The following is a 22,952-nucleotide window of genomic DNA, read 5'->3' as shown; positions in this document are numbered from 1 at the left end:
AGAGTCCTGTCACCGCCAAGTCCGGCCTCATCCCGGCCTCACCGGCCGACCCGTTTAAGGTGATCGATGCGCAGAGTTTGGACCGTCTTACCCGAAACCACAAGAACAGAGATCGCAGATCGGGTGGGCGGAACCTCCGTCACCCCGGCCGCGAGTGGCGATCATGCGGAGATCGCCGCTGCCGTCGCCGGATCGAAAGGGCAGGTGTTCGTCAAGGCGGCCTCCTCGGAATTGGGCGTCCGGTCACTGCGCTACGAACTGCTGGTGAGCAAGGCCGTCGACCGGTCGTACTCACCAGCAGTCGAGTGGCATTTCGAAAGGGACGGCTGGCTTGTCGTGGGTTTCGAGCACCTCGACGGCCTCCACGCCGACTTGTCGCCGGGCAGTCCCGACCTCGACCTGCTCGGTCTGGCGGTGAAAGAGCTCGGGCAAACGCCTGCACAGGGCCAAACCTGGTTCAGCCCGGCGGCGCGGCTCGGGTTCGCGCATCCAGCCATGGACGGCGAGATGCTCGTGCATACCGACCTCAACCCAGCCAACTTGATCGTGGTCCGGCACGGTCTACGGATCGTCGACTGGGCGTACGCGACCAAGGCGGCACCGTGGGTCGAGCTGGGATTGCTCGTGCAATGGCTGATCGGCAGTGGCCACACACCCGAACAGGCGGAAGACTGGTTGGCGCGCTTCCCCGCCTGGACTGCGACTGATCCCGACGTCTTGAACGCGTTCGCGTCGATGAATGCCACGAAATGGTCGGTCAAGTCGCGGACGAGCAAGGACGCATGGGTACACGACCTCGCGGCCTGGACCGACAAGTGGGCGGCATACCGGCGCGTGCGCTACCCACAGACCTGATCCGACCACCGCACGCTCGCGACAGCAGGAAACCGCATCGGGTAGGTCTGCGGGGCGCCTTGTTGTGCTGATGGCTCCTGCCTACTGTGCGGTCATGACCTCACGAGCACTGACCGTCGTCTTCGATGCGCACGACGTGGCTCGCCTGGCCGAGTTCTGGTCCGGTCTGCTCGGCCGGGAGGTCAGCGAGGACGCCGGTGGTGCGTTCCTGCACGGCGAGGATGCCCAGCTGAGCCTCCGATTCGTCCCGAGCCATGCGGAGAAGAGGGGGCTGAACCCCATGCACCTCCACCTGACCAGCGCCAGCCACGTCGACCAGCAGCACACGGTCGAGGCGGCGCTGCGGCTCGGCGCTCGCCACCTCGACGTCGGGCAGCGCCCCGAGGAGGGTCACATCGTCCTGGCCGACCCCGAGGGCAACGAATTCTGCGTGATCGAACCCGGCAACTCCTATCTCGCGGGATGCGGCTTTCTCGGGGAGCTGGCTTGCGACGGCACCCGCGAGGTGGGCCTCTTCTGGAGCGAGGCGCTGGGCTGGCCGCTGGTGTGGGACCAGAACGAAGAGACCGCGATCCAGTCTCCGTACGGCGGGACGAAGGTCGCGTGGGGAGGCCCACCGGTTGCCCCGAAAGAACGACGGAACCGGCAACGCTTCCTCCTCACCCCGGCCGGTGGCGACCAGCACGCGGAGGTCGAACGGCTGGTCGCCCTCGGAGCCAGCCGGTTGGGGACCGGTGAGGGCAGCGCCGTCATGCTGGCCGACCCGGACGGCAACGAGTTCTGCGTCGGGCGGGGCTGACAACAGCGCCGGAGGCACGCTCTGGTCGAAGCTTCACGGGTGGGTGGTGACCGCGGCACGTACGGCGGCGATCATCGCGTCCACCGCGATCGCACGCACCAGCTCCAGGCTGACGTCGGTCCCCACTTCACCCGTCGCCAGCGCTACCACCGCGTCGCCGTCGAACCGGGAGTGCGCCGGGTGGATCGCACGCGCGAACCCGGCGTGACCGCTCTGCGCGAGCAGGAAACAGTCCGCTTTGGACAGTCGGGCATTGGTCAGCACCACCCCGACCGTAGTGTTCTGCATTCCGAAGCCCGCCCCGCTCGGGGCAGGGCCCTCGGCGCCGCCGAACAGTGGACGACCCGACTCGTCGAGGACGTCGCCCCACGCGTTGACGACGACCAGCGCGGCCACCTCGGCCCCGCCCATGGTCCGGGTCGCCCAGCCCACACCGCCGGGATCCCGCCGACCCCGCCACGCACCGGTGCCGGTGCCGGTGCCCGCGCCGACCGGGCCCATGCCAAACGGATCACCGGCAAGGGCGGCGTGCGCCGCTGACCGGCCGTCGTCCGCTCCAGGCGGCCCAGACCGTACAGAAGAATCGAAAACGGACATGCCGACCACGATCGGGACCGGCCCGGCGGGGGTGGGGAAACCCTGGCCGCGCTCGCGCAGCAGGCCCATCACGCCGTCTGCCGCGGACAGGCCGAAAGCGGACCCGCCGGAGAGCACCACTGCATCGACCCGGTCCACCAGACGGGTCGGGTCGAGCAGGGCGAACTCGCGGGTCGCGGGAGCGCCGCCGCGCACCTCCCCGGAACCGACCGTGCCGGGCGGCGGCAGCACGACAGTGACGCCCGTTCCCGAGCCTGTCCAGTGCCCGGCCCACGCCGACAACAGCTGCGGCCGGGTCATGACCGACCGCACCGAGCGCGAGAGCCAGAGCGGCAAGGCGGAGGCAGCTGGGTCATGAACGCGAGCTTGGCACAAGGGACGCGACCTCGGGGATGCAGCGGGGGAACCCTGAGGGCGATCTCAGGGTCGATCGCGCCCGGCCTCCTCCCGAAGGCGGAGCAATTGACCCAATCCATCGTCCGTACGCGGGATTTCGGGTCCGGTCTGTCGGCCACCCGACCGAGGCGCCGCCCGCGGCGATCGGGGATCAACGCGGGTCGGACCCGGATGTCCCGAACGCGCCGCCTTCATAGGTTCAGGTCCGACACAACGTCGAACAACAGGGGGAAGCGGAGATGGGACGGCGACCGGTGACGGTACGCATGGCGCGGTGGAGCGCCGAACATCCATGGCGCGCACTGGCGATGTGGGTGGTCTTCGTGGCCGTGTGCTTCGTCGGCGGCAACGCCGCGGGGCTCACCGAGGCCACCGCGAAGGACATGGCGATCGGCGAGTCCGGCCGGGCCGGTGTGATCATCGAGCAGGGCAAGTTCGACACGGAACCGGCCGTGGAGAACGTACTGATCACCGCCACCTCGGGCACGCTGGACAAGGCGGCGGCGCAGAAGGCGGCCAAGGACGCCACTACGGCGCTGCGCACGGTGCCGGGTGTGGCGGGGGTCGGCGAGCCGGTTCCGGCGCGCGACGGGTCAGCGCTGCTCGTGCCGATCACCATGTCCGGTGACCCGGAGACCGCGTCGGACCGGGTGGAGCCGCTGCGCGCGGCCACCGCGACGGTGCAGCAGGCGCATCCGGAGCTGCGCGTCGAGGAGGTCGGCGGGCCGTCCATCAACAAGGCCCTCGACGACACGCTCGGCAAGGACTTCCACCGCGCCGAGCTGCTGAGCCTGCCGGTGACGCTGGCCATCCTGGTCATCGCGTTCGGCGCACTGATCGCCGCGGGCGTACCCGTGTTGCTGGCCATGTCGTCGGTGGCCGCGGCGATGGGTTTGTCCACCCTGGCCTCGCACCTCATTCCGGCCAGCGACTCCACGAGCAGCGTCATCCTGCTGATCGGCATGGCGGTCGGCGTGGACTACTCACTGTTCTACGTGCGGCGGGAACGCGAGGAGCGGGCCAAGGGACGCGGCCACGTCGACGCGGTGGAGATCGCCGCGGAGACCTCGGGCCACGCGGTGGTGGTTTCCGGTACGGCGGTGATCATCGCCATGGCCGGTCTGTTCCTGGCCGGTGACGCGATCTTCTCCTCGCTGGCGGTCGGCTCGATCCTCGTCGTGGCGGTCGCGGTGCTGGGCTCGCTGACCGTGCTGCCCGCCCTGCTGGCCAAGCTGGGCCGCTGGGTGGACCGGCCGCGGGTGCCGTTCCTGTGGCGCCTCACCGCGCGGCGCATCGGCCCGGACGGGCAGCCGGTGTCCGGCCGGTTCTGGCCGCTCGTGCTGCGCCCGGCGCTGCGCCGGCCGCTGGCCACCCTGGTCGTGAGCGTGCTCGCGCTGCTGGCGCTGGCCGCGCCCGCGCTGGGGATGAAGCTGAAATTCCCGGGTACGGAGGACCTGCCGCGCACCACGGCCGCCATGCAGGCGTACGACCGGCTGACCGCCGCGTACCCGAGCAACGGCACCAGTCACACCGTCGCCGTGAAGGCGCCGGCGGAGCAAGCGGACGCGGTCAAGGCGGCGCTGACCAAGCTGGCGGGCAGCACCCAGTCCGACCCGCTGTTCGCGAAGCTGGAGACGACCGGCCCGGACATCAAGGTGTCGCCGGACCACACGGTGACCGTGCTGAACGTAGCCACGCCGTACTCGACGCGCAGCGCCGAGGCGGAGCAGTCGCTGCACCGGCTGCGTGACGATCTGGTCCCGGCCGCACTGGACAGTGTCCAGGGCGCGGAGTACGCGGTGGGCGGCAACGTCGCCGAGAGCGACGACTACGCGTCGCACATCTGGCACAAGCTGCCGATCGTGGTCGGCTTCGTGCTGGCGCTGACGTTCCTCGTGATGGCGTGGACGTTCCGCTCGGTGGTGGTGGCGCTGACCTCGATCCTGCTCAACCTGCTGTCGGCGGCCGCCGCGTACGGGCTGCTGGTGCTGGTCTTCCAGCACACCTGGGCGGAGGGGCTGCTCGGGTTCACCTCGATGGGCGCGATCGTCACCTGGCTGCCGCTGTTCCTGTTCGTGGTCCTGTTCGGACTGTCGATGGATTACCACGTCTTCGTGGTGAGCCGGATCCGCGAGGCGGTGCAGCGGGGTGTGCCCAACCGCGAGGCGGTGGCCGAGGGCATCGCCGGGTCGGCGGGCGTGGTGAGCAGCGCCGCGATCGTCATGGTGGCCGTGTTCTCGATCTTCGCGACGCTGAGCACGATCGACATGAAGCAGCTCGGGGTCGGGCTGGCCGCGGCCATCCTGCTCGACGCCACGATCATCCGGGCGGTGGTGCTGCCGTCCGTGATGACGCTGCTGGGCAACGCGAACTGGTGGGCGCCGCGGTTCCTGCGCGGTGGCGGCGGCAAGCACGCCGCTCCGACCGGCCCGAGCACCGCACCCGAGGGCGAGGAGCCGACCCGCGAGCTGGTCGGCGCGGCCTGACCGTACGTTCCATCTCCCTCCCCATAGCCGCCGCCCCCCGACCCCGTGGTCGGGGGGCGGCGGTGCATCAGGGGCGTTCGAGCTGGAAGCGGCCGACGATCGTACGCAGCTGGGTGGCGGTGTCGTGCAGCGCCGTGGTGAGCTGCTGGGTCTCCACCGCCCCCGCGGCCGTGCCGCGGGCCGCCTCGGCGACCGTATCGATGCCGCCGGTGATGTCGTCCGTGCTGGCCGCCGCGTCGTGCACGGCCGCGCTGACCTCGGTGGCCGAGCCGGTCTGTTCCTCCACGGACGACGCGATCGTCTGCTGCAGTCCGCTGACCTGGGTGATCACCTCGGCGATCCGGCCGATGGCGGTGACCGCGTCGGCGCTCTCCTCCTGGATCGCGGCGATCCGGCGGCGGATGTCCTCGGTGGCGGTGGCGGTCTGCTGGGCCAGGTCCTTGACCTCCCCGGCCACCACCGCGAAGCCCTTGCCGGACTCGCCCGCCCGGGCCGCCTCGATCGTGGCGTTGAGCGCCAGCAGGTTGGTCTGCTCGGCGATCGCGGTGATCGTCTTCACCACGTCCTCGATCGCGGCGGTGCTGGCGGCCAGGCCCGCCACGACCCGGTTGGTCTCGGCGGCGGCCTGGGCGCCCGCGTCGGCCACCTCGGCGGCCTGGCCCGCGTTCTGGGCGATCTCCGACATCGAGCGGGACATGCCCGCCATGCCCTCCGCGGCGCGGCGCACGTTACCGCTGACCCCGCCCGAGGCCCGCGCGAGCGACTCGGCCTGACCGGAGGCGTGCGTGGCGCTGCCGTCGAGGCGGGTGCTCACGTCGGCCAGCCGGACGGCGGAGCGGCCGAGCTCCTCGGCGCTGTCGCCCATCCCGGCCAGCGCGGTGGACATCTCCGTGACGACCCCGTTGAGCCCGGCGGCGATCTGGCCGACCTCGTCGCGCCCGTCCACCTGGATGCGCCCGGTGAGGTCGCGGGCCACGATCCGCTTGAGGAACGCCAGCGTGTCGCGCAGCGGCCGGGTGATGCTGGCCGCGACCCACCAGACGATCAGCACGATGACCACGGTCGCGACCACGCTCAGGATGCCCATGGTCCGGATCATCCCGTCGCGGACGTCGTCGGGCACCTTGCCCTTCAGGTACGAGACGGCCACCCAGTCGTGCAGCAGGGAGTTGCCGCCGGCCAGGGTGGCGGCGAGGAAGACGAGCAGGGCACGCATGCTCGGGAACAGCCGCCACACGCGGGACAGCCCGCCGACCTTCCGTTCCGCGGCCGGGGCGGCGGGGTCTTCGGCGCTATGGTCAGATGTTTTGCTCACGGTCTTCCTTGTCGGTCGTTGCGGGTTCGTCTTGAGTTGTCCGCGCCGCCAGGGGCGGTGCCTCCTCAGGCGGCCCAGCGCTCGTCGTCGCCGATGTCCGGCAGCGCCCGATCTGCCGCCAGCGTCGCCAGGACCCGCTGGGCCAGCACCCGTTCGAACAGGTCGTGGATCGGCAGGGGCAGCGGGATGCGCCAGTTCGGGTGCTCGTCGATCGTGCCGGGGATGTTCGGGCGTACCCGGACGCCGGCCAGGTCGTCGAGGGTGGCGATGGCCAGGCGGGAGCGGGAGGCGGACAGCTCGGCGTACATCGCGGTGACCGCCTGTTCGATCTCCAGACGGCCGGCGTGATCCAGAGCGTCGGGGTCGAGCCCGGCGACAGCGGCGATGCGGCGGCGCAGGGCGGCCTGGGCGTCCAGGTCGACCCGCTTGCCGATGCGCTGGCAGGTACGCAGGTCGGAGCCGTCCAGCAGGCCGCCGATGGTGGGCTGGTCGTGGGTCTCGCAGGCCACCATGGCCCGCTCCGGGAACTCGTCCGGATGGGTACGGGTGGACACCCGGTACGACAGCGTGCCCGCCTCGGCCATCACGTGCAGGGCCCGCTCCTCCAGCGTGCCCATGTCCTCGCCGACGACCCAGGCACCCGCGCGGTGCGCCTCCAGCCGCAGGATGCCGAGCAGCGCGTCGCCGTGGTAGCGCACGTACACGCCGTCGTCGGCGCCGCCGCCGAGCGGCACCCAGAACAGCCGCCACAGTCCCATCACGTGGTCGATGCGCAGCGCCCTGGCGTGCCGCAGCCCGGCCCGGACCATCGCCACGAACGGGGCGTACTCGGCCGCGGCCAGCCGCGCCGGGTCGAATGGGGCGACGCCCCACCGCTGCCCGCCCGGGTTGCCGTGGTCCGACGGGCAGCCGATCTCGAACCCGAACGCCACCAGATCCTGGAAGGCCCAGCCGTCCGCGCCGCCCGCGTCGAACCCGACCGCGAGGTCGAGCACCACGTCGGCGCCCTGCGCGCAGGCCCGGGCGAGCTGGGAGTCGGCGACCCACTGGCACCAGGCCCAGAACCGGATCCGGTCGGCGTGCGCGGCCGCGAAGAGGGCCACCTCCGCGGTGTCCGGACGGCGGAAGCCCTCGGGCCAGTCCCACCAGGCGCCCTCGTACTGCTCGGACAGCGCCGACCAGATCGCGAACCGCTGCAGTGCGGGACCCTGCTCGGCCACGTACGTCTCGAAGTCGGGTCCGGGTTCGCCGCCGACGGCGGCCCAGATCCGTTCCAGTGCCGCCATCTTCAGCGCGAACGCGGCGTCGCGGTCGATGCGGTCGCCGTCGTTGAGGGCCTCGCCCGCGTCGGCCAGGTCGGACAGGTCGACCAGCTCGGCTCCGGGGATCTCGGCCACGGCGATGTGCAGCAGGTTGAGGAACAGCCGCGACGCCGGGGCGTACGGCGACGGGTTCTGGTGCCGCGACGGCCGGGCGGCGTGCATCGGGGAGACCAGGACGGCGCGGCCACCGGCCCTCGCGGTACGCCGGGCCAGCCAGGCCAGGTCGGCGAAGTCCCCGATGCCCCACGAGGTGTGCGAGCGGGCGGCGTACAGCTGGGCCGCGATCCCGAAGCCGCGGTCCGGCTCGGCGAACGTGCGGGGCGCGATCACGATCAGCCGGTTCGCGGCCAGCGGGCCGGTCAGCCGGTGGTAGCCGTACGGGACCTCGGGCGGCAGCCAGCCGTCGAGCTGCCACACCTCGCCGTTCTCGCAGACCAGTTCGCCGACGAGTTCGCCGTGCCCCCAGTCGGGCCAGCCGACGAGCGGGACGGTGGCCGGGGTGGGCCGGGGCGCGTCGCCGAGCTGGTCGCGCAGCCGGGCCAGGGTCGCGTCGGACACCGACCGCTCGGTGCCGAACGCATCGACGAACGTGGTCTGCAGGCCGAGCGGGGCAAGCTCGCCGATCACCTGGTCCCGCCATGTGGTCATGGCCGAAGAGTCCGTCGCGCCGGTTGCCGAGGGCCCGACGAATCGGGTACCGGGCAGTTGCGACCGCACGGGCCGGCCTGTTCACAGTCCTGTCAGATGTGTGACCGACCTTTACGGTCGCCGGGCTCCGGGATCACCATGGAGAGACCCACATCACAGGCGTGGCCTGCGAACTCGGGAGGTGCCGTCGTGACCGATCAGTTGCCGGTGGGGCCGTACCGGATGGTCCGGACCGCGGAGGGCGCGGCCGTGCCGTGGTATGTGATCCCGTTCGACGCCGACGGCGCCTGCACCGGGCCGCGGACCCGCGACGACCTGGTGAACCGCGCGCGCGGCGGTGGGTTCACCGACATCGTGATCTTCTGCCACGGCTGGAACAACGACTGGCGGCAGGCCACCGGCCACTACGACGACTTCTTCAACGGGTACGTACGGATGCGCAGCGAACGGGCCCTGCCCGTCGCGCCGGGCTACGCACCCCTGCTGGTCGCGATCTTCTGGCCGAGCAAACTGCTGGTGGCCGACGCGGACCAGCCGCCGGACTTCGCCGGTGACGGCGACGCCGACGACGGGCTGGTCGCCGACGAGCGCGACGACCTCGCCGAGCTGGCCGCGGCGGTGGACCCGGACCACCGTCCCCGGCTGTTCGCGCTGGCGCAGCAGCGCAGCCTCGACGAGGCCGACGCCCTCGAACTCGCCGGGATCCTCGCCCCGCTGTACGGCACCGACCGCGACGAGACCGCGGAACAGGCACCGCCGACCCCGGCGGAGATCGCCGCCTCCTGGCAGGCACCGCGGCGCCGCCGCTCGGCCGACCCCGCCGACTTCGACAACGCACCGCCCACTGTGGACGGTGTGCCGCAGGCGGCGGGCTGGCCGGATTTCCTGCGGCCCCGCGAGATCCTGCGCGGCGCGTCTGTATGGCTGATGAAGGACCGCGCCGGGCGCGTCGGTGCCCGCGGCGTCGGCCCGCTGCTGGTGCAGCTGCTCGGCACCGGCGCCCGGGTCCACGTCGTCGGCCACTCGTTCGGGGCGAAGGTGCTGCTGTCCGCGATCACCGTCCCGGCCGCCCTACCCGCGCCGGTGCATTCGGCGCTGCTGCTGGAGCCCGCCGTGTCGCACCTGTGCTTCGCCGCGGACGCCGACGGCCACGGCCGGCCGGGCGGTTACCGGCCGGTGCTCGACCGGGTCGGCCAGCCGATCCTGTCCACCTTCAGCGGCCACGACGAGCCCCTGACCAGGTTCTTCCACCTCGCGCTGCGCCGTTCCGGCGACCTCGGCGAGGCGGACATCGCCGCCGACGAGCCGCCGAGCCGCTACGCGGCGCTCGGCGGCTACGGCCCGCGCCCGCTGGGTGCGCAGGCCGCGCTCACCCCCATCCTCGACCCCACCACCCGGTACGCCCTGGACGCGCCGGGCCTTCAGGTGGTCGGCGTGGACGGCACCCGGACGATCCCGTCGCACGGCGAGGTCAGCAACCCCAGCACGTGGTGGATGTTGTACGACCTCATGACCCGGTGAGGTGAGGCGATGGCCGAGTTGCTCAAGCGGCGTTACGACCTGAGCGCGCTCAAGGTCAGGTTGCTGGCCGACGCCGACCCGCCGTCGGTGCGCTGCGAACTGGAGCTGACCCGCGAGCACCAGACGGAGCCGGTGGCCAGCTGGCAGGTGCCCGCCACCGAGCTGGGGCTGCCGCCCGTCCTGGACTGCGAGACGAGCCACGGCACCGGGTACGAGTTCCGGCTGCCCGCCACGATGGCGGCCGAACTGGCGGAGGCGGTGCGGGGCGCGGCCCTACCGGAACGGCCGTTGTGGCTGCACCTGGTCCGCCCGTACGGGCATCTGGGGCTGGTGCCGTGGGAGCAGTTGCTCGTCCCGGTGCTGCCGGTGCCGGTGCTGCGGCTGCCGGATTTCGTGGTCGAACCGGTCAGGTCCCGCCGGGCCGTGACCGTCGCGTTGTGCGCCGACGACGGCCCTGGCGACCTGGCCGAGCAGGCGGACCTGGTGGGCCGGCTGGCCGCCGCGATCGTCGGGGCGATCCCGCTCCCGACGACCCTGCACATCTTCCCCACCGCCCAGCTGTACGAGCTGCTGCGCCACGTCAAGTCCCCGGTGGACCGGGCCGACCGGGTGCTGCTGCACGACCCGGCCGCGATCGGCGACGACACCTCGGGCACGGGCGCCGACCTCGCGCCGGTGTACGCGGGTTCCACCGATTCGGCGGTCGGCCAGCACCGCAACGTCTGGCTGACCTGGATGCGCGACGCGCTGTGCGGCCACGGCGTCGACGTGGTGCACTTCGTCGCCGGGGCGGTGCTGCGGCTGGATCAGGGCGCCCTCGCCCTGTCGGACAACCCGGCCGATCCCACGGACTCCGGCCTGTCGGTGGTGTCGACAGCCGCGTTGACCCGCTTCCTGTTGCAGGTGGGCGCGTGGGGGTGCGGGTTCACCTCGCCGCCGGGCAACCCGTCGGAAATGGGCCTGCGGCTGGTCGCCACCGCGGTCGCGGAGCTGCGGCCCACCACCCTGGTGCATCACGAGGCGCGGCTGGACCCCGAAATGAGGGCGCTGGCCGACGGGTACCGGCTGATGGCCAGCCCGGAGCCCGCGCTGCCGCCGACCGACGGCGCGGTGTTCGTGTACTGCCAGCCGTTCCAGGTGGCCACCGAGCCGGGCCGCAGCGAGCAGACCGGCGCGGCGGCGGCCCCCTCCGACAAGGTGCGCGGCCTGGTCGCCGATACCGCGGCCACGCCGACCTGGGTGTCGGCGTCGCAGCGCTTCGTCGAACAGTACGAGTGGCGCCTGCACCAGTGGCGCGACAACGAACCCGCCCCGCCGCAACTGACCGACGGGGTGGCCAAGGCGCTGGAGCTGATCCAGGGCGTGGTCGACCGGTACGCCGAGGCCCCGGCCGCGGCGCCCGAGAACCCGCCGCCGTCCGTGGTGGACATCAGCGACGCCCCGGGAGATCCGGAGGTGCCGCGATGAGCCGGGTGATCATCCAGGTGGGGCCGGACCGCGACGACGCCCTGTGCTTCCGGCTGGAACGCGGACCCATCCCGCCGACCGACCCGAAGCCCCGCAAGCTGGTGTGCTCGGCCGCGCAACTGCCCACCGGCAAACCCCCGCCACCGCCCAACGGCTGGGTTCGCGAGTACGGCCGCCGCCTGTGGCAGGAGCTGTCCCAGCATCCGGACGTCCAGCGCGCGCTGAGCAACGCCGCGGGCGCCCCGGCCGGGCAGACCCAGTCCATCATGTTCAACCTGCTGGACCAGCGGGCCGAGCTGTACAACTGGGAGATGCTCTGCGACGAGGGCGACCATTTCCTCGCGCTGGCGCAGGCCCCGATCGGCCGCATCGCCGAGCAGGGCATCGACCTGGCCGGGTCGGTGCCGACGTTCACCGGCCAGCTGCGGATCACCGCCGTACTCTCCGCGCTGGGGGTGCCCGCCGAGCAGGAATGGTCCGGCCTGTACGCGGCCGTGCAGGCCGCCCGCGCGACCGGCATCCGGGTCAGCGTCACCGTCCTGGTCGGCGAGGAGGACCTGCTCGACAAGATCAGCGACGTCGCCGCACAGGACCGGGACCTGCACGCCGTCGCCGTGCCGGACCGGGGCACCGACGTGTTGCGGGCCATCACCGACAGCCGCCCGCACGTGCTGCACTTCTTCTGCCACGGCGCGGCGGACCAGGGCCAGCCGCGGCTGCTGCTGGCCACCGGGCAGGACGTCGAACGCCAGGCGGTCGGCCCGGCCACGCCGAGCGTGCGGTTGCACATCGAGCAGATGCGTACGCTGCTGGCCCCGCTCGGGGTGTGGCTCGTGGTGCTGAACTGCTGCCAGGGCGGGATGGCCGCGCAGGAGGTGCATTCGCTGGCGCACTCGCTGGCGGCGGCCGGGGTGCCCGCCGCGCTGGGGATGCGCGAGACCGTGCAGGCGCTGGCCGCGTACGAATTCTCCCGGGTGTTCTACCGGGAGCTGCTGACGGAGCTGGGCACCAGGTTGACCCGGCCCGCGGCCGGGGTGGTGGACTGCGACATCGACTGGCCGCACATCCTCAACGCACCGCGGGCGGCGCTGGTGGAGAGCTACAGCGACGACGCCACCACGTTCGGGGAGTGGACGCTGCCGGTGCTGTACACCCGGCTCGACCCGTTCCAGGTGCGGCTGGCGGCACAGGTCTGGGACGCCGAGGCGGAGGAGGCCGCGCCGCAGCCGGTGCCCGGCCCGCCGGGCCTCACCTCGGACGGCGTCACGATGGCCATCGTGGCGGCCCTGCTCAACCGGCTGCCCGCCGACACCCCGCCGGACGCCGTCGCAGAGCTGCGCCGCCTCGCCGGTGCCCCACCACCCGACGGCCCCGGCGACACACCGGCCGGTGCGGGATGAGCGCCCCCGGCGGGCGCCGCGTACGCGGGATCGGCCGATCGGCGGGTGCGACGTGAACGACGAGTGGCCGAGGACGCTGACCATCAACGCCTGGCCGGACGCGCCAGCGGACGGCGATCTGGGGCCCGCCGCCCGCGCGTGGATCCTCGGGCAGGAGGTCGACGACCGCGCCCGCGAGGCCGGCCTGGTCCTGGCCGCCGACGAGCCGCCCGACCCCCGCGAGTGGCGCCGGGCGGATGTCGGCTGGGGCGTGGTCCTGCCGTGGACCGACGCCCCGGTCGCCGACCAGGCGGCCCTCGTGGACGCCCCGGCGGCGATCCGGCGTCTCGCGCAGGCGCGGGCGGGCCCCGACGGCCCGGTGGTCTTCCGGTACGCCGCCGAGGACGGCCCGGGCCTGCTGCGCCGGGTGTACCCGGCCGGGGACCACCAGCGGGTCGCGATCACGGGCGGCCCGACGGGCACCGGGCGGGGGCAGCTCCCGGCGTACCTGCTGCTGGCGGGCGGCCCGGCGGTGCTGCCGTGGGAGTTGCAGTGCCGGCTGAACCTGTCCTGCGCGGTCGGCCGCCTGGACCTGCCCGACCCCGCCCTCGACCGGTACGTCGAATGCCTGCTCACCGACTGGGCGGACGCCGCGGTGTGCGCCGCCAAGCCGGTCGTGTGGGCCACCGACTCCGACGACATCACCGAGCTGATGCGGGTGGCGGTCGCCGAACAGCTCGCCGCGAAGTTCGCCGCCGACGCGGACACCAGGGCGGGCGCCCGCTACCTGCGCGGCCCGCAGGCGACGTCCGGGGCGCTGGTCGACGCGCTCGCCGCGAACCGGCCGTCCGTCGTGGTCACCACCAGCCACGGCCGGACCGGCCCACTGTCCGACCCCGACGCGATGGCCCGCGATCTGGGCCTGCCCGTCGACGCCGACCGGCAGTCGCTGGACCCGGCCGCGCTGCTGGCGGCGTGGCAGCCCGACGGCGCCATCTGGTACGCGCACGCCTGCTGCTCGGCGGGCAGCGACGCGACCAGCCGGTTCACCGCGCTGGTGCCGCCCGGCTCGCAGGTGGCGACCGTGCTGGACGGCGTCGCCGCGCTCGGGGCCAGGGTGGCGCCGCTGCCCACCGCGCTGCTGTCCGCGCCGAAACCCGCGCGGGCGTTCATCGGCCACGTGGAGCCCACCTTCGACTGGACCCTGGAACGCCCGGAGACGGGGCAGCTGATCAGTGCGGCCACCCTGCGGGCGTTGTGGACGGGCTGCTTCCAGCGCCGGCCGGAGCCGATCGGGCTGGCGTTCCGGCAGCAGTTCACGCAGGCGGCGCAACTGTTCGGCGAGGCGGCGCAGACCAATCGCAACAGCCGCGCGGACTCGCCGCAGCGGCGGGCCGCGTCGGTGGCACTGTTGACCGCGTACGACCGGCAGAGCATGGTGATCTTCGGCGACCCGACGGTGTGTGCCGCCGCCCTCACCACCTGACCGCGCACGGCTGCGGCGCAGTGGGAGATCCTGATGAGTCGGGGTCAGCCGCTCGGGGTGCTCTACTCGCCGGTCATGCCCTCGCGGCCCTCGCTGCGCTCGGTGCACTCGGTCATGACGCGCGGCGTGCCTCGGCGACGTCCGCCATCAGTTGATCCCACTGCGGGTCGGGCCGGAATGCCGCCAGCGGCAGCCCTTTCCCGACCCGGGCGAACGTGTACTCCCACCACGCCGCCACCCGAACCGGCCACAGCCCGACCCGGACCGCCCCGGCGAGGAAGCACCGGTGCACCAGCACGGTGGCCGCCAGCATGTCCGGGTCCAGCTCCACCTCGGGATCGTCGATGGCCCGGCCCAGCGCCCGCACGTCCCGGTGCATCTCCGAGTACGCCACCAGGTGCGGCACGGCGGGCACCCGTACCTGCGCGTCCGGCGCCAGCAGGTCCGCCGCGTACGCGGGAATGAAGGCCACGTCGTCCACGGTGACGATGAGCGGCAGCTGCTCGTGGCCGCGCCGCACCCCCAGCTCGACCGCGGGCGCCCCGTTCGGCGCGGTGATCCGCTCGGCGTCGAGGACGTCGCCGGGATCCAGCCGCACGGTGTCCCCGATGGCGGGCACGTGCGCCGTGACCGATCCGGGCTCGGCCGACACCACCGTGCCCGGCACCCCGCTCAGGAGGCCGACGAGTTCCTCAGTGTGCATGCGCCGGTTATACCTACCGGGTGCACGCGTCGTGACAGCGCCATGCCATTACGGTGTCCTCGTGGTCGCGGCTCTCGAACTCTATCTGGACGTCCACGCGACGCGGCGGCTCCGTACGCTGTGGCACGCGCTGGAGGCCGAGGGCATCCCGACCATGGCGTCCCTGCACTCCGAGAAGCACCGCCCGCACGTGTCGCTGGCCGCCGCGGCCCGGCTGGAGCCGGCACCGGTGGCGGCCGCGCTCGCGGGCCTCGGCCTCGGGGTGGGGCTGACGGTGGACCTGGATTTCGTCGGGCAGTTCGTGGGCCGGGTGCTGTGGCTGGGGATCACGCCCACCGCGGAGCTGCTGGCGGCGCACCGGGAGGTGCACGAACGGCTGGCGGCCGCCGGGATCGAGGTGTGGGACCACTACCGGCCGGGCCGGTGGGTGCCGCACTGCACGGTCTCGCTGCGGGTGCCCAACCCGCTGCTCGGCCCGGCGCTGCGCCGCTGCCTGGAAATCCTGCCGGTGCGCGCGACGGTGACCGCGGCGTCCGTGACGGACCACGCGAACGACATTGCCCACTCACTCGCGGGGTGAGCAGGGCCGCTTAACAACTGTGAACGCGCTTTCCCGACGTACGCAAGGGTTTTCCCCGATTCGGTGAACTCCGTCGATGCCTAGCGTCTCACCTCAAGTCATCCAGGTGAGCCGCACAGGTCACCGGACGTCGAGCCCGCCCGCCAACCCCCGGGCGGGAAAGGAGTACCCGCGTGAAATCTCGAACCCCTCTAGTCGTCGCCCTGGCGGCCGGCACCGCAGCCGCCGCCAGCATGGTGGCGATAGCCGGTCAGGCAAACGCCCAACCCAGTGGTCCGTCGGGTGCCCCGGCGGCCGCGAAGGCCGCGTCGGAGCTGGTCGCCAGCCGCCCCCAGCTTCTGCACGCCACCTCGGACGACGCGTTCGTGCAACGCCCGGTCATCTCCTCGGGCGGACTGCAGTTCGTCCCGTACGACCGGACCTACAAGGGACTGCCGGTGATCGGCGGTGACTTCGTCGTGGTCACGGACAACGCCGGCAAGACGAAGTACACCTCGGTCGGCCAGTCCCAGGCGATCGGCAATCTGACCGTCACGCCGAAGCTGACGGAGGCCGCCGCGCTGGCGGTCGCCAAGCGGGAGCTGAAGACCGTCAGCACCGTCGAGGGCACCAAGCTGGTCGTGCTGACCACCGAGGGCGCACCCGCCCTGGCGTGGGAGAGCACCCTGCGCGGGACGAGCGCCGAGGGCCCCAGCCGGCTCACGGTGGACGTCAACGCGCTCACCGGCAAGGTGCTGAGCACGCGGGAGCACGTCACCGACGCCACCGGTACGGGCACCGGCTGGATCAACGGCTCGGTCAGCCTGAACACCACCCAGTCGGGCAGCACGTACAGCCTGAAGGACCCGACCGAGACGACCCTGACGTGCCAGGACGCGGCGAACAACACGACGTTCAGCGGCTCGGACAACGACTGGGGCAACGGCGTCGGCACCAGCAAGGAGACCGGCTGCGTCGACGCGTTCTACGTCGCGCAGAAGCAGACCGCGATGCTGTCGTCGTGGCTGGGCCGTAACGGCCAGAACGGCAGCGGCGGCGCGTGGCCGCTGCGGGTCGGTCTGAACGACCAGAACGCGTACTACGACGGCACCCAGGTGCAGATCGGCAAGAACACCGCCAACCAGTGGATCGCCTCCGCGGACGTGGTCGGCCACGAGCTGGGCCACGGCATCGACGACAACACCCCGGGCGGCATCTCCAAGGGCAACACCCAGGAGTTCGTGGCGGACACGTTCGGCGCGGCGACCGAGGCGTTCGCCAACAACCCGAACGACCCGCCGGACTACCAGGTCGGCGAGGAGGTCAACCTGGTCGGCAGCGGCCCGATCCGCTACATGTACAACCCGTCGCTGGCCGGTGACGACAACTGCTACTCCAGCAGCACGCCGGGCCAGGAGGTGCACGCCGCGGCCGGTCCGGGCAACCACTGGTTCTACCTGCTGGCCGAGGGCACGAACCCGAGCAACGGGCAGCCGACCAGCACCCGGTGCAGCGGTTCGGGCGCCATCACGGGCCTGGGCATCCAGAACGCCATCAAGATCATGTACAACGCGATGCTGATGAAGACGTCCAGCTCGTCGTACCTGAAGTACCGGACCTGGACGCTCACCGCGGCGAAGAACCTCTTCCCCGGCAGCTGCACGCAGTTCAACACGGTCAAGGCGGCCTGGGACGCGGTCAGCGTACCCGCGCAGTCGGCGGACCCGACCTGTGACGGCGGCACCACCCCGCCGACCACTCCGCCCTCCGGCTGCACCGGCACCAGCGACACGCACGTGTCCATCCCGGACGCGGGTGCCGCGGTCTACAGCGACATCGCGATCAGCGGCTGCGCCCGCAACGCCTCGTCGAGCGCGTCGGTCTCCGTGAACATCTCGCACACCTACCGGGGTGACCTGCGGGTCGACCTGGTGGCCCCGGACGGCACCGTCTACAACCTGAAGACGACCAGCGGTTCGGACAGCGCGGACAACGTGGTCGCCACGTACACGAAGGATCTGTCCAGCGAGGCCGCCAACGGCACCTGGCGGCTGAAGGTCCAGGACGTCTACTCCCAGGACACCGGCACCATCAACAGTTGGTCACTGACCATCTGAGACGAACCACCTTCCCCAACAGCGGGGGCCGGCGCAGCGCGCCGGCCCCCGCGCCATGCTGACGGTCATTCGGGTACGACGTCCGTACCGTGCAGATTGCGCCATTTGTCGGCGCGCCTTCCTCCGTTCCGGCAGCCGCGCGACAGACTGAGCGCCTGGACGCCTGTCCAGCCAGGACGCTGCATGTCACGGAGGGAACAATGCCCAGCAGGCCCCGTGCCGGATCCGCCGCCGCGGTCCTCCTCATCACCCTCGGAGCGCTGGCCCCGGGTGTCGGCGCCTCCGCCGCGCCGAGCGCGCCCGGCGGCCAGGTCCGGCACATCCACCAGCGCGGCACCGCCGAATACCACCCGACCGGCACGGGCACGGGTGCGCCCGGGCCGCTGTCCACCGAGATCCCGCACCGGGTCGGCGCGGACGACACGCACGCGGCGGCCCCGCAGAACCGCACGCTCGCCCCCACCGGGGCGGCGGAACGGTCCGCGATGGCACGCGCCGCGCTCGCCCCGCCACCACCGCCCGGGGTGATCCGCACCCCCCGGCTGGTCACCAGCTTCGACGGCATCAACCACCGCCAGCAGCGGACCGCCAACAACGGCAACCAGTTCAGCCTCGAACCGCCCGACCAGGCGCTGTGCGTGGGCAACGGGCACGTCGTCGAGGCCGTCAACGACGCGTTCCGGGTGTACGGCACGAACGGCACCGGCCAGACCGGCGTGGTGGATCTCAACACGTTCTTCGGCTACCCGCCCGCGATCAACCGCAGCACCGGCGTGTTCGGCCCGCAGATCACCGACCCGACCTGCCTCTACGACCCCACCACCCGGCGCTTCTTCCTGGTCGTGCTGACGCTGGGCACCACGACCGACGGCGACTTCACCGGCCAGAACCAGCTCGACATCGCGGTCACCGGCGACCCCACCGGCGTGTGGAAGACGTACGCCGTGGACGCCACCGACGACGGGCGCAACGGCACCCCCGTGCACCCGAACTGCCCGTGCATCGGCGACTACCCGCACGTCGGCGTGGACGCGTACGGCTTCTACATCACCACGAACGAGTACGCGTTCTTCGGCGACGCATACAACAGCGCCCAGGTGTACGCGTTCTCCAAGCGGGCACTGGCCCGCGGCGACGCCGATGTGCTGGTGACCCAGATCGACACCACCGCGGCCGACGCCGGACGCAACGGATTCACCCTCTGGCCCGCACAGTCACCGAGCACCGGCGACTACGACCGCAGCCAGAAGGGCACCGCGTACTTCCTGTCCTCCAACGCGGCCGAGGAAGCCACCGGCACCGACGACTACGTCTCGGACAGCATCGTCACGTGGAGCCTCACCAACACCCGGTCGCTAGACGCGGCCCGGCCCGGCATACGGCTGCACGACACGCGGGTCGGCGTGCAGACGTACTCGCTGCCGCCGCTGGCCGACCAGAAGGCCGGCCCCGCGCCGCTGGCCGAATGTCTCAACACGCCCGCCTGCGCCACCGTGCTGCTCGGCGCACCCGACCCGTCCGCGCCCGAAACCCTGTCGCGGCTGGACAGCAACGACACCCGGATGCAGCAGGTCACCTACACCGGCGGACGGCTGTACGGCGCGCTCGACACCGCCGTCCGCGCCGGCGGGGCAGTCGAGGCGGGCATCGGCTGGTACATCGTGCAGCCCCGCTCGTCGTCCACGTCGGTCCGCGCCAGCCTGCTCCGGCAGGGCCAGCTCGGGCTCGCCGGCAACAACCTCATCTACCCGGCGATCGGGGTGACCGCACAGGGCCATGGCGTCATGGCGTTCACGCTCGTCGGCGACGGCTACTACCCCTCGGCGGCGTACGCGTCCTTCGACGGCCGCGCCGGCGCCGGCGCGATCTACCTCGCCAAGGCCGGGGTGGGCCCGCAGGACGGGTTCAGCGGCTACCGCGCCTTCAACGACCCGCCCCGGCCGCGCTGGGGCGACTACGGCGCCACCGCGGTCGACGGGCACCGGATCTGGATCGCCAGCGAGTACATCGGCCAGCAGTGCACGCTCACGCAGTACACCGCCGACCCGTTCGGCAGCTGCGGCAGCACCCGCACCGCCCTGGCCAACTGGGGCACCCGGATCAGCCTGATCAAGCCGTGACCACGGTCCGCGGGGCGGGCCCGCGCCCCGCCCCGCGGACAGGCTTGCCCAGCGCGTCCAAGGCTTGCCCAGCGCATCTAAGATCGCGGCGTGTTCGCGAAGCAGCCCGGTGGGCCCGGAGGTGTCGGCGAGGCGGTTCCCGCTGAGGAAGCCCAGCCGATCTATGAAGCAGCCGTGCAGGCACTCCATGCCGGCCGCACGGTTTTCACATGCGGAGTGCCCGTCGGGTTCACTGTCGGTGGCGGGATGAATCTTGGCGGTAGGGTGACCCAGCTGAACACGTGGGATGCCGCTCCGCTGATCGAAGCGATCGAAGGGCTGGGTTGGCGTCTCCAGAGCTCGAACCATGTCTGGGCGCAGACCGAACAGACTGACGCCCGCGCCGGCATCGCCAGGACCAGGGGGCTCACCGTCGCCCACATGCTTTTTCGCAGGGCGGGCTGAGGATCGCCGCCGTCGGCGAGTGGCTCCGCTGACCCACCACACACTTCCCGGGTGAGGCCATGGTCGTCGTCTTCGATGCCGAGCTGTGGATCTGGGACGCCCGGCGCGGCGACAGCTGGACGTTCGTCAGCCTGCCGGTCGAGGATTCCGAGGAGATCCGCGACCTGAGCGCCGGGCCACGTCGCGGCTTCGGGTCCGTACGCGTGCGGGTGACGGTCGGCGGCAGCACGTGGCGGACGTCGATCTTCCCGGACAGCGGGCGGGGATGCTACGTGCTGCCGATCAAGCGCGCGGTCCGCACGGCCGAGGCGCTCGACGTGGGCGACGTCGCCACGGTGCGGCTCGAACTCGTCGACCTGTGACCCGTCAGCCGCCGTCCGGCACCGTGGGCAGGATCGTCCGGCTGCGGCCGGGACGCGGGTACGCCTGAGCGGCCGCCGCCAGCCGGGCCGCATGGTCACGCTGCTTCTGCCAGTGCCCGTACAGCGCGCCGCGCCGCGACAGCCGATCCACCTCCCGGATCGTCGCCGGGTCGACGTCACCGGGCGGCGCGTCACGCCACGGCGTGCCGGGCAGCGGCATGAACGTGTGCGCGTGGATCCGCGCCCCCAGCTCGGCCAGTTCGCGGGCCAGCGCCAGGGAGGCCTCGACGTCGTCCGGGTCCTCCCCCGGCATGCCGAAGATCATGTCCACATTGATCCCGAAGCCCTCGGCGACACCGAGACGCACCGCGCGGCGGACCTCCTCCACCCCGTGCCCGCGCTTGGCCGCATCCAGCACCCGGTCCGACCCGGACTGCGCGCCCACGATGATGTTGGTGTTGGCGCAGTACCTCCGGACCAGCCGCAACGCCTCGCGGGACACGTGCTCGGGACGGATCTCGCTGGGGAACGACCCGAAGAACACCCGCCCGTCCGGGCCGATGCCGTCCCGGCACGTCGCCAGCAACTCCTCCACGGCGGCCAGGTTCGGCTCCTCGCTCTGACTGCCGTACGACAGCGCGGTCGGCGTGACGAACCGGACGTCGCGCAGGCCGCGCTCGCGCATCCGGTCCACGTGCCAGCGCACGTTCGCCACACTGCGATGCCGGAACTTCGCCGTGAACATGAACGGGGTCTGGCAGAAGCGGCACGCGTACACACAGCCGCGCGTGATCTCCAGGGCGTTGAACCGGTCCCAGCGCAGCGAGAACCCGCGGAAGTCGTCGAGCGGCCGGCGCTGCGGGCGCCCGGTCCGCACGACGGCACCGGCCGCGTCCCGGTAGACCAGACCCGGCACTTCCGCGTACGCGCCTGCCGCGTCGACCAGGCGCAGCAGCGTGGTCTCGCCCTCACCGACCGCGGCCACGTCCCAGCCCGCGTCCAGGGTCTGCACCGGCTCCGCGGTCGCATGCACCCCGCCCGCGACATGCACCACCCCGGGGCCGTCCGCCATGCGCCGGATCTCCGCCAGCTCGGTCGCGAGGGCCGCCGCGTCCGGCGAGTAGAAGGACCAGAGGACGAGCACCGTGGCGCCCTCGGCCAACGCCGTCTCGATGTGCTGCGCGGTGGACTCGGCGGTGTCCCCGAACCGGACGTCGTAGCGGGTGGCGGTCTCGTGCTCCTCCAGCGCGCCCAGCAGCACGTGCAGGCCGTACGTCACCGCCTTGCGATACCGCAACACCAGCACCAGGTCGAGACCACCCATGTGCCGATTCTGCCAGCCCTCACTCCTCCAGATACGTATCCCAGTCCGGCTCCGAACCCGGTGACGGCTCGGGGGATCCCTCCAGCCGGACGCCGATGTCGTCGGCCCACCGCAGCGCCCATCCAGCAAGCGCCTCGATGTCAGTCGGCGCCATTCCGTACGCCAGGAAGGTCTCCTCATCACGCAGCTCGATGCTGCTGAGGCGCTCAGCCAGATCGTCGAGCCGAAACGCCGGCAGGAATCGACTTCCCAGGATTTCCATGCGTTGCCACGAGTATCCCGCCCGGTAGGCGGCGTACACATCGATGAAGTCGCGGTGCAGAGCACGGTCGTGCAGCGCTCGCATCTTCAACCCGACCGCGTCGTCGAGAAGCAGGACCGGGCCGACGTCGAGCAGCACCGGTGGTCCGATCGGTTCGCGCAGCAGGTCGACCTCGCACGCATGCTCACCGCCGGTGACCATCATCCGGGCCATCCGTGCGCCCGACTCGATGATCTGCACCAGGTATCCCCGGCGGCGATAGGCCTCCGCAAGCCGACCCACGACCTGGGGCAGCGGCATCATCGCTGCCGTCGCGAAGTCGATGTCCCTCGACGGCCGAGTTGTCAATTGATGCGCGCTGATGGCATACCCGCCTGCGAGAACGAGGCCCAGATCCGCACCAGCGTCGAACCCGATACGTGCCAGTTCGCGGTGCAGATCTTCCACGTCGCTCAGGCCACCCGCCTCAGCCCCGGAAGCCGGCGCTCCCACCGATCGGTGATCTCACGGGTCGTCAGCCGGCGAATGTGTGGCCAAGACTGCCGCAGCAGCTCCGGATGCATCAAGGCGGCGGCATCAGCGCGCTGCCCGCAGTCGAGCAGGATCGAGTAGAGCGTCAGCCGCTGCCGGGGATTCGACACATCGAACGTATCGGGCCCCGACCAGGCCAGGCGGAGCGGCAGCCGCACGCGTCCGGCCGCGGGTCCACGCAGTTCCCCCCAGGAGCGAGGGATCCGCGCATCCACACTGTCATACCGGGAAGGCAGCTCCGACACGTCCATGACGAGCA

General features: G+C 72.0%; 19 protein-coding genes. 12 read left to right on the top strand and 7 right to left on the bottom strand.

All coding sequences use genetic code 11. From position 1 onward, the window contains the following. Window positions 1-66 precede the first annotated feature (66 nt). On the top strand, window positions 67-855 hold the full coding sequence (locus ACMCNN_RS06830; RefSeq protein WP_412745317.1) for a phosphotransferase family protein: 789 nt from the start codon (window positions 67-69) through the stop codon (window positions 853-855). Window positions 856-949: 94 nt separating this feature from the next. Continuing rightward, window positions 950-1,654, top strand: a complete 705-nt coding sequence (locus ACMCNN_RS06825) for a VOC family protein (RefSeq protein WP_412745316.1) — start codon at window positions 950-952, stop codon at window positions 1,652-1,654. 33 nt (window positions 1,655-1,687) lie between these two features. On the opposite strand, the gene ACMCNN_RS06820 is transcribed toward ACMCNN_RS06825, so the two are convergent. Then, complete coding sequence (locus ACMCNN_RS06820; protein WP_412745315.1) at window positions 1,688-2,551, bottom strand: P1 family peptidase; 864 nt, start codon at window positions 2,549-2,551, stop codon at window positions 1,688-1,690. Window positions 2,552-2,886: 335 nt separating this feature from the next. Here ACMCNN_RS06820 and ACMCNN_RS06815 point away from each other — a divergent pair, with 335 nt between their 5' ends. Next, window positions 2,887-5,133 carry an MMPL family transporter gene (locus ACMCNN_RS06815; protein WP_412745314.1) on the top strand — a complete coding sequence of 749 codons (2,247 nt, stop codon included), beginning with the start codon at window positions 2,887-2,889 and terminating at the stop codon, window positions 5,131-5,133. A gap of 67 nt (window positions 5,134-5,200) precedes the next feature. Here the strand turns inward: ACMCNN_RS06815 and ACMCNN_RS06810 are convergent, their stop codons facing one another. Together ACMCNN_RS06810 and malQ are read right to left on the bottom strand one after the other, a co-directional pair. Then, window positions 5,201-6,448, bottom strand: a complete 1,248-nt coding sequence (locus ACMCNN_RS06810; RefSeq protein ID WP_412745313.1) for a methyl-accepting chemotaxis protein — start codon at window positions 6,446-6,448, stop codon at window positions 5,201-5,203. A gap of 65 nt (window positions 6,449-6,513) precedes the next feature. Then, entirely contained in the window at window positions 6,514-8,418 is a 1,905-nt protein-coding gene (malQ, locus tag ACMCNN_RS06805; protein WP_412745312.1) for a 4-alpha-glucanotransferase, read from the bottom strand. Between the two features lie 189 nt (window positions 8,419-8,607). Here malQ and ACMCNN_RS06800 point away from each other — a divergent pair, with 189 nt between their 5' ends. Genes ACMCNN_RS06800 through ACMCNN_RS06785 form a run of 4 tightly spaced genes read left to right on the top strand, consistent with a single transcriptional unit; the run spans window position 8,608 to window position 14,271 of the window. Further along, a complete protein-coding gene (locus tag ACMCNN_RS06800; protein ID WP_412745311.1) occupies window positions 8,608-9,939 on the top strand; it encodes a hypothetical protein in 1,332 nt (443 codons plus the stop codon). 9 nt (window positions 9,940-9,948) lie between these two features. Beyond that, window positions 9,949-11,406 carry a hypothetical protein gene (locus tag ACMCNN_RS06795; RefSeq protein WP_412745310.1) on the top strand — a complete coding sequence of 486 codons (1,458 nt, stop codon included), beginning with the start codon at window positions 9,949-9,951 and terminating at the stop codon, window positions 11,404-11,406. Next, window positions 11,403-12,806, top strand: coding sequence for a CHAT domain-containing protein (locus tag ACMCNN_RS06790; protein WP_412745309.1), 1,404 nt, complete (start codon window positions 11,403-11,405; stop codon window positions 12,804-12,806). Before ACMCNN_RS06795 ends, ACMCNN_RS06790 begins: the two co-directional genes overlap by 4 nt. A gap of 52 nt (window positions 12,807-12,858) precedes the next feature. Beyond that, entirely contained in the window at window positions 12,859-14,271 is a 1,413-nt protein-coding gene (locus ACMCNN_RS06785; RefSeq protein WP_412745308.1) for a hypothetical protein, read from the top strand. Between the two features lie 112 nt (window positions 14,272-14,383). Here the strand turns inward: ACMCNN_RS06785 and ACMCNN_RS06780 are convergent, their stop codons facing one another. After that, window positions 14,384-14,974: a hypothetical protein gene (locus ACMCNN_RS06780; RefSeq protein ID WP_412745307.1), complete on the bottom strand. Its 591-nt coding sequence runs from the start codon at window positions 14,972-14,974 to the stop codon at window positions 14,384-14,386. Between the two features lie 61 nt (window positions 14,975-15,035). Here ACMCNN_RS06780 and ACMCNN_RS06775 point away from each other — a divergent pair, with 61 nt between their 5' ends. The 5 genes from ACMCNN_RS06775 to ACMCNN_RS06755 all read left to right on the top strand — a co-directional run bounded on the left by ACMCNN_RS06775 (window position 15,036) and on the right by ACMCNN_RS06755 (window position 20,576). Beyond that, on the top strand, window positions 15,036-15,554 hold the full coding sequence (locus ACMCNN_RS06775; RefSeq protein WP_412745306.1) for a 2'-5' RNA ligase family protein: 519 nt from the start codon (window positions 15,036-15,038) through the stop codon (window positions 15,552-15,554). Window positions 15,555-15,727: 173 nt separating this feature from the next. Beyond that, complete coding sequence (locus ACMCNN_RS06770; RefSeq protein WP_412745305.1) at window positions 15,728-17,650, top strand: M4 family metallopeptidase; 1,923 nt, start codon at window positions 15,728-15,730, stop codon at window positions 17,648-17,650. A gap of 200 nt (window positions 17,651-17,850) precedes the next feature. After that, entirely contained in the window at window positions 17,851-19,770 is a 1,920-nt protein-coding gene (locus tag ACMCNN_RS06765) for a hypothetical protein (RefSeq protein ID WP_412745304.1), read from the top strand. Between the two features lie 90 nt (window positions 19,771-19,860). Then, window positions 19,861-20,214 (top strand): hypothetical protein, encoded by a 354-nt coding sequence (locus tag ACMCNN_RS06760; protein WP_412745303.1) that lies wholly within the window; start codon window positions 19,861-19,863, stop codon window positions 20,212-20,214. Window positions 20,215-20,273: 59 nt separating this feature from the next. Further along, entirely contained in the window at window positions 20,274-20,576 is a 303-nt protein-coding gene (locus ACMCNN_RS06755) for a DUF1905 domain-containing protein (protein ID WP_412745302.1), read from the top strand. Window positions 20,577-20,580: 4 nt separating this feature from the next. Here ACMCNN_RS06755 and ACMCNN_RS06750 read toward each other — a convergent pair whose 3' ends face one another. Genes ACMCNN_RS06750 through ACMCNN_RS06740 form a run of 3 tightly spaced genes read right to left on the bottom strand, consistent with a single transcriptional unit; the run spans window position 20,581 to window position 22,944 of the window. Further along, window positions 20,581-21,900 (bottom strand): TIGR04013 family B12-binding domain/radical SAM domain-containing protein, encoded by a 1,320-nt coding sequence (locus ACMCNN_RS06750; RefSeq protein WP_412745301.1) that lies wholly within the window; start codon window positions 21,898-21,900, stop codon window positions 20,581-20,583. Between the two features lie 19 nt (window positions 21,901-21,919). Beyond that, the gene (locus tag ACMCNN_RS06745; RefSeq protein ID WP_412745300.1) at window positions 21,920-22,609 is read right to left on the bottom strand and encodes a nucleotidyl transferase AbiEii/AbiGii toxin family protein; all 690 of its coding nucleotides are present in this window, start codon (window positions 22,607-22,609) and stop codon (window positions 21,920-21,922) included. A gap of 5 nt (window positions 22,610-22,614) precedes the next feature. Next, window positions 22,615-22,944: a hypothetical protein gene (locus tag ACMCNN_RS06740; protein WP_412745299.1), complete on the bottom strand. Its 330-nt coding sequence runs from the start codon at window positions 22,942-22,944 to the stop codon at window positions 22,615-22,617. Between the last annotated feature and the right edge of the window lie 8 nt (window positions 22,945-22,952).

The sequence above is a fragment of the Krasilnikovia sp. MM14-A1004 genome, assembly GCF_047159485.1.
GTDB lineage: Bacteria > Actinomycetota > Actinomycetes > Mycobacteriales > Micromonosporaceae > Actinoplanes.
This window is presented reverse-complemented; position numbering and strand designations above follow the sequence as displayed.

Coding starts and splice junctions, on each gene's coding strand:
- ACMCNN_RS06765 (WP_412745304.1), top strand. CDS start 17,851: ATGCCCAGCAGGCCCCGTGCCGGATCCGCCGCCGCGGTCCTCCTCATC.
- ACMCNN_RS06740 (WP_412745299.1), bottom strand. CDS start 22,944: ATGGACGTGTCGGAGCTGCCTTCCCGGTATGACAGTGTGGATGCGCGG.
- ACMCNN_RS06815 (WP_412745314.1), top strand. CDS start 2,887: ATGGGACGGCGACCGGTGACGGTACGCATGGCGCGGTGGAGCGCCGAA.
- ACMCNN_RS06795 (WP_412745310.1), top strand. CDS start 9,949: ATGGCCGAGTTGCTCAAGCGGCGTTACGACCTGAGCGCGCTCAAGGTC.
- malQ (WP_412745312.1), bottom strand. CDS start 8,418: ATGACCACATGGCGGGACCAGGTGATCGGCGAGCTTGCCCCGCTCGGC.
- ACMCNN_RS06750 (WP_412745301.1), bottom strand. CDS start 21,900: ATGGGTGGTCTCGACCTGGTGCTGGTGTTGCGGTATCGCAAGGCGGTG.
- ACMCNN_RS06820 (WP_412745315.1), bottom strand. CDS start 2,551: ATGACCCGGCCGCAGCTGTTGTCGGCGTGGGCCGGGCACTGGACAGGC.
- ACMCNN_RS06830 (WP_412745317.1), top strand. CDS start 67: ATGCGCAGAGTTTGGACCGTCTTACCCGAAACCACAAGAACAGAGATC.
- ACMCNN_RS06755 (WP_412745302.1), top strand. CDS start 20,274: ATGGTCGTCGTCTTCGATGCCGAGCTGTGGATCTGGGACGCCCGGCGC.
- ACMCNN_RS06790 (WP_412745309.1), top strand. CDS start 11,403: ATGAGCCGGGTGATCATCCAGGTGGGGCCGGACCGCGACGACGCCCTG.
- ACMCNN_RS06825 (WP_412745316.1), top strand. CDS start 950: ATGACCTCACGAGCACTGACCGTCGTCTTCGATGCGCACGACGTGGCT.
- ACMCNN_RS06780 (WP_412745307.1), bottom strand. CDS start 14,974: ATGCACACTGAGGAACTCGTCGGCCTCCTGAGCGGGGTGCCGGGCACG.